We start from the raw sequence: 6,559 nt of genomic DNA, 5'->3' as shown, positions 1-6,559 counted from the left end.
TCTTCATCATCCCGCCGCCGACCAGCTTCTTGTACTTGACCAGCGCGATGTCCGGCTCGACCCCGGTGGTGTCGCAGTCCATCATGAAGCCGATGGTGCCGGTCGGCGCGAGCACGGTCGCCTGGGCGTTGCGGAAGCCGTGCTGCTCGCCCATCTCGATCACTTCGTTCCACACCGCCTTGGCCGACTCCATCAGCTCCTTCGGCACGTTGGTCTTGTCGATGTCCTTGAGCGCCGCGCGGTGCTTGCGCATGACGCGCAGCATCGGCTCCTTGTTCTTCTCGTAGCCGGCGAACGGACCGCCGTGATCGCGCGCGATGCGCGACGACTCGGCGTAGGCGGCGCCGTGCATCAGCGCGGTGATCGCCGCGGCGTAGTCGCGGCCGGCGTTGCTGTCGTAGGGCAGGCCGCGCGACATCAGCAGCGCGCCGAGGTTGGCGTAGCCGAGGCCCAGCGGACGGTAGGCATGCGAGTTCTTCTCGATCGCCGGCGTCGGATAGCTGGCGTTGTCGACCAGAATCTCCTGCGCCAGGATCATCGTCCGGCACGCCTTCTCGAAGCCGACGACGTCGAACTCGCCGGCATCCTTGCCGTCCCCTTCGGGGCGCACGAACTTCATCAGGTTGATCGACGACAGGTTGCACGCCGTGTCGTCGAGGAACATGTACTCGGAGCACGGATTGCTGGCGTTGATCCGCGCGCTGTTCGGGCAGGTGTGCCAGTCGTTGATCGTGGTGTCGAACTGCATCCCCGGATCGCCGCAGATCCAGGTGCCTTCCGCGATCATCCGCATCAGGTCGCGCGCCTTGTAGGTCTCCATCGGCTCGCCGGTGGTCACCGACCGCGTCGTCCAGTCGCCGTCGTCGAGCACCGCGCGCATGAACTCGTCGGTGACCCGCACCGAGTTGTTCGAGTTCTGGAAGAACACCGAGCCGTAGGCGACGCCGGTGAACGAGCCGTCATAGCCGGCGTCGATCAGCGCCCACGCCTTCTTCTCCTCCTCCACCTTGCAGCTGATGAACTCGACGATGTCCGGGTGCTCGGCGTTGAGGATCACCATCTTGGCGGCGCGCCGCGTCTTGCCGCCCGACTTGATCACGCCGGCAAACGCGTCGAACCCCTTCATGAACGACACCGGGCCCGAGGCGGTGCCGCCGCCGGCGAGCAGCTCCTTCGAGGAGCGGATGTTCGACAGGTTCGAACCCGTGCCCGAGCCGAACTTGAACAGCATCCCCTCGGTCTTCGCCAGCCCGAGGATCGACTCCATCGTGTCCTGCACCGAGTTGATGAAGCAGGCGGAGCACTGCGGCGCCTTCTCGAAGCCGACGTTGAACCACACCGGCGAGTTGAACGCCGCCTTCTGGTAGACGAGCAGGTGCTTGAGGTCCGCCGAGAAGGCGTGCAGGTCCTCCTCGCTGGCGAAGTACTTCTGCTTCGCCGCCCAGCCGGTGATCGTGTCGACCACCCGGCCGATCAGCTGCTTGACGCTGCGCTCCCGCTCGGGCGTGCCGATCTGCCCGCGGAAGTACTTCGAGACGACGATGTTGGTCGCCTGCTGCGACCAGAACTTCGGAATCTCCACGTCGCGCTGCTCGAAGACCACTTCCCCCTTCTCGGACCCGATGACCGCCGAGCGGAGATCCCACTCGACCTCGTCGAACGGGTCGACACCCTCGCTGGAGAAGAAGCGTTCGTATTCCAGACCGGGGACGGCAGCGTTGCCACCCTCGCCGAGACTACGGTGGCCCGCCGTAGCCTGCGAAGGCGGGAAAGCCGCACCAACTGGTTGTGCGCTCGCCTGTTCACTGCGCTGGTCCGCTCGCGCCATGTTCATCCCTCCGCCCAATGCGCGGCCTACACCCGTCCCCACGGGTCGGCCCCGACGAAAAAACTTTGATCTGGATCGCGTGACTTCCGGCAAGTCCCGGGGGCTGGGATGCCCCGTGTTCCGCCTTCGCCCGTCCGGGCTCCGGCGGACAAGCCGACCGTCGCGCTGGCGGACAAATATGGACCCCGTTTACGTGGATGTCAAGCGGTGATCTACAACATATTGTGCGCCTCGATTAGGTCAGGCGCAAGATGTTGACAATTGGCGTTAACTTTCTGCGGGTGCCCTATTTAAACGCCGAGCTGCCTATTTTCCGGCGAGTTCCTTCGCGAGCCGCTCGGCCTTGATGGCCACCGCCTCGGCGAACACGAAGTTCCCCTCTTTCAGCTTGTCTTCCGATTCCTTGATGAACCGGTTGGAGTCGTCGTACGCCTTCTTCCGCTCGGAATTCAGCAGCCGGTAATCGACGTTCGAGAGCAGCGAGCGGGCGCGATCCAGGGTGGCGCGGATGTTCTTCTCGGCGTTGCCCGAGTCGGCCGTCTGCGGGGTCCGGAGCTGCGGCGCCGGCTGGGGCGGTGGCTGCGGCACGGGCGCCGGCTCTTGCACCGGCGGCGGCGCCGCCTCGGCCGGCTTCGGATCCGCCGGCCTCGTGTCCTGGGGAGCGGCCGGTCGTGACGTCGGCGGCCGCGACGTGCCCCGCGTCACCGGCGAGGCGGGCGGAGCAGCCGGCAGGTCGGCCACCGGTTCGGGCAGCGGCTCGGGCGCCGGCTCGATCAGCCGGGGGGGCGGCGGAGGCACGTTCATCGGCGGCAGCTCGGGGGCCTTGCTGCGGGCGGACAGGGCCGCGCAGCCCGAAAGCATCGGGAGCAGGAGCATCGCCGGCAACGCCCAGACGAGCCGCCTCATCAACATCATGTGTGTATCGAATGATTCTACCGCGTTACGCCTTGGGAAACGCCAGACGAAAACGGGTGCCGCGCCCGGGGGTGCTCTGCACTTCCACCTCGCCGTCGTGCAGCTGCACGATGCGGTAGACCATCGACAGCCCGATGCCGCTGCCCTTCTCCTTGGTGGTGAAGTACAGATCGAAAATCTTCTGCAGGTTCTCCGGCGGGATCCCCACGCCGGTGTCTTCGACGTCGACGTGCACGCGCCGTCCGGACGCGTGGCAGTTGATGCGCAGCGTGCCGCCGTCGGCCATCGCCTGGCAGCCGTTCAGCGCGAGATTCAGCAGCGCCTGCCGGATCATGGCCGGGTCGGCGTTGATCTCCGGCAGATCGCGCGGGCAGTCGTGCCGCACGCTGATCCGCCGCGCCTCCGCCTCGGGCGTCACCGTCGTCACCACGTCGCTCACCACCGTCGAGAGATGCACCGGCTGCAGCTTCAGCTCGTCGGGGCGCGCGAAGCGGAGGAATCCGTTGAGCACCTGATCGAGCCGCTGGATCTCGGCGGCGATGATGTCGACGTGCTTGGTGATGTCCTGCGCCGGCGACGCGACGGCGAGGTCGCGCCCCCCCGCGGGCCCGCCGCGCCCGGCGGCCGCGGCGGCCGGCGTCGCCGCGCGCGCGATCTTGCTCCTGAGCAGCTCGAGGTGAATCGTCATCGCGTTGAGCGGATTCTTCACTTCGTGCGCGACCCCGGCCATCAGCCGCCCGAGCGCCGCCAGCTTGCGCGAGTAGTTCAGCGTCGAGTGCACCTGCGTCATGAAGCCGAGATTGCGCGCCACCAGCATCGCGCCGACGAACGTGCCGTGCCCGTCGTCGATCGGGTGCGTCATCAGGAGCAGCTCGCCGCTCTTGTCTTCCGCCTGGGTCAGCGGCCCCTGCGGCTGATGCGAGTCGAGCGTGCGCTCGATCAGCGATCGGATGGGATCGATTTCCGGCGCCATCTCGGCGAGGTGCCGCGTCGGCGACGTCGCGAACTGCGGCAGCACGGTCGCCATCGCCGGATTGCAGAAGATCAGCTTGCCGTCGGGACTGAACAGGGCGACGGCATCCTCGAGGTTCTCGACGACGGACTCGAAGTCGGTCGCAGAGGTCAGCGCCTTGGCCCGCGATTCGGAGAGCTGCGCGCTGACCGCGTCGAACGAACTCCCCAGATCCTTGAACTCGGCGCCGTCGGGCAGCTCCAGCCGCACGTCCAGCTCGCCGCGTCCCAGCCGCGTCAGGCCGCTCTGGATGACGTGGATCGGCCGCAGCATCCACTGCGCGAGCAGCATCGCCACGGCAGTGGAGATCAACAACGCGAGCACGACGTTCCGCGCCGCGAGCCGGAACGCCTCCTGCAGCTCGTTCTTCACCAGCAGGGTCGAGATGCCGATCTTGATCGTCGCCGATTCCTGCTCGCCGAAGAGCAGCTGCTGCCGCACCTCGAAGGTCTGGTCCGAATACAGGGCGCGCAGCAGCTCGAACGCACTGCGGTTGAGGACCTTGGTCAGGTCCTCCTGATCCGGAACGCGCTGCCCCTGCTCGCTCTTGAAGCTGTGCGCGAAGGCGATGCCGTCGCGATTCACGATCGCCGCATACGTCACGTTCGGCGAGTATCCGGCCGCCGATTCGAGCAGCGCGCGGATGCCGCCGTCCTGCTGCAGCGCGGTATACGGATCCTTCGCCATGGGGACGACGTCGAAGGCGCGTTGATAGATGGCCTGCCGCAGCATGTCGCCGCGCGAGGCGGTTTCGGTCAGGCTCAGACGCGCGAGCGTCGCGAGATGGTAGGCCGACAGCGCCGCGACGATGACCACCACCAGGGAGGTGACGCCGGCGACCTGACGCGACTTGATGGACACAGAAAGAATCGGGTGATCGGGTGATCCGGTGATCGGGTGATCGGACGATCGGGCGATCTGGTGATCGGGCGATCCGGCGATCGGGATATCGGACGACCGGGCGCCTTAGATTACTCGATCACCCGATGGCCCGATCACCCGATGGCCCGATCACCCGATGGCCCGATGGCCCGATGGCCCGATGGCCCGATCGATTCAGGCGCCCTCTTCCTTCATCCGATTCAACTTGTTGTGCAGCGTCTTGAGCGAGATGCCCAGGATCTCGGCGGCGCGGGTCTTGTTGTTGCGGGTGTGATCCAGGGTCAGCAGGATCAACCGCCGCTCCGCCTCGTCGACCGTCGTCCCCGGCGTGAGCGTCATCGTCGGGAGCGTTTCCTCGCCCCGCGAGACGAGCAGCGGCGGCAGATGGCGGGTCTCGATGAAGTCCCCTTCGGCGAGGATGGTGGCGCGCTCGATGATGTTGCGCAGCTCGCGGATGTTCCCCGGCCACGGGTACTGCTCGAGCACGTGCATCGCGTCCTGATCGATGGCCTTGACCGCCTTCTCGTTGACGCTGTTGAACTCGTTGAGGAAGCGCTGAATCAGCAGCGGCACGTCTTCGCGGCGATCGCGCAGCGGCGGCAGCTCGATGGCGAAGACGTTGAGGCGGTAATACAGATCCTCGCGGAGCTTGCCGGACTTCACCGCTTCGGTGGGATTGAGGTTGGTCGCGGCGATGACGCGCACGTCGACGGTCTGCTCCTGGCGGCCGCCGAGCCGCCGGAAGCTGCGCTCCTGCAGCACGCGCAGCAGCTTCACCTGCGTGGCCGGCTGCATCTCGGCGATCTCGTCGAGGAACAGCGTGCCGCGGTGCGCCAGCTCGAAGACGCCGGTGCGGCGATCGTGCGCGCCGGTGAACGCCCCCTTCTCGTGGCCGAAGATCTCGCTCTCGAGGAGCGTCTCCGGGATCGCGGCGCAGTTGATCGCGACGAACGGGAACGAGGCGCGCGGGCTGAGCTCGTGGATGGTCTGCGCGACCAGCTCCTTGCCGGTGCCCGACTCTCCCCAGATGAGGACGGACGCGTTGGTCGGCGCCGCCTGCTCGATGATGCGGTAGACGCTGCGAATGCTCGGGCTGTTGCCGATGATGCGGCCGAACGAGCCCTGCTCGCGGAGCTGGCGGCGGAGCGTCTTGACCTCGCGCAGCGTCTCCTGCCGCTCGACCGCCTTCTGCAGGAGAATGCGGAGGCGCGAGGGGTCGACCGGCTTACTGAGGTAGTCGTACGCCCCTTCCTTGATGGCTTCGACCGCGGACTCGACGGTGCCCTGGGCGGTGAGCAGGATGAGCGTCAGGTCGGAGAGCTGATCCTTCACGGCGCGGAGCAGCTCGATGCCGCCCATGCGCGGCATCACGAGGTCCGACACGATGATCGCCGGCCGGAACGACGTGATCTTCTGGAGCGCCTCTTCGCCGTTGGCGGCCGCCTCGGTCTGGAAACCCCACGCGCTGACGAGCTCCGACAACCCGACCCGGGTCGCGGGATCGTCCTCGACGATCAGCACGCGTTCGTCGGTTACCGCGGTGGGATTCGTTTGATCGGTCTCGGACAAAGTAGCCACAATTTTGAGTTTAGCAGGAAAAATTTACATCGGAGCCGGGTTGATCGTGCTCCCAGCTGTGCAGAAACGCAGGTAAACCCAGCCGCACTCGAGATGGCAGTACCCTTGCACGATACCCTCCATTATGAAAAGGTTCATCGCGTTTACAGGGGTTTTGGCACTGACGGCCGCGTGCTCGGCGGCACCGCAGGGAACTGCCGAGGCGTCCTCCGCGAAACCGGCCGAGAGTACAGCGGCCGCTGGCCCAGCTGCAACGGCGGGTGATGCATCGGCTGCGCCAGCCGCGGCCAGCCCGGCTGCGGCCGCCACGGCAACGCCGGCCGCTCCGGCACCGGACGCGGCGG

The 6,559-nt window shown here is 66.7% G+C and carries 4 protein-coding genes; all 4 read right to left on the bottom strand.

The annotated features are described in order from the left end of the window. Window positions 1-1,828, bottom strand: a 1,828-nt coding sequence (locus tag VFK57_20845; protein HET7698176.1) for a vitamin B12-dependent ribonucleotide reductase, incomplete at its 3' end; no start/stop codon positions are given. A gap of 306 nt (window positions 1,829-2,134) precedes the next feature. Further along, window positions 2,135-2,734: a hypothetical protein gene (locus VFK57_20840; GenBank protein HET7698175.1), complete on the bottom strand. Its 600-nt coding sequence runs from the start codon at window positions 2,732-2,734 to the stop codon at window positions 2,135-2,137. Between the two features lie 34 nt (window positions 2,735-2,768). Continuing rightward, window positions 2,769-4,616 (bottom strand): ATP-binding protein, encoded by a 1,848-nt coding sequence (locus VFK57_20835; protein HET7698174.1) that lies wholly within the window; start codon window positions 4,614-4,616, stop codon window positions 2,769-2,771. 195 nt (window positions 4,617-4,811) lie between these two features. Continuing rightward, the gene (locus VFK57_20830; protein HET7698173.1) at window positions 4,812-6,215 is read right to left on the bottom strand and encodes a sigma-54 dependent transcriptional regulator; all 1,404 of its coding nucleotides are present in this window, start codon (window positions 6,213-6,215) and stop codon (window positions 4,812-4,814) included. Between the last annotated feature and the right edge of the window lie 344 nt (window positions 6,216-6,559).

The organism is Vicinamibacterales bacterium (assembly GCA_035699745.1).
In the GTDB taxonomy this organism is placed as follows: Bacteria; Acidobacteriota; Vicinamibacteria; order Vicinamibacterales; family 2-12-FULL-66-21; genus JAICSD01.
Note: the sequence above shows the minus strand (reverse complement) of the source record. Positions and strands in the feature narration are given on the sequence as shown.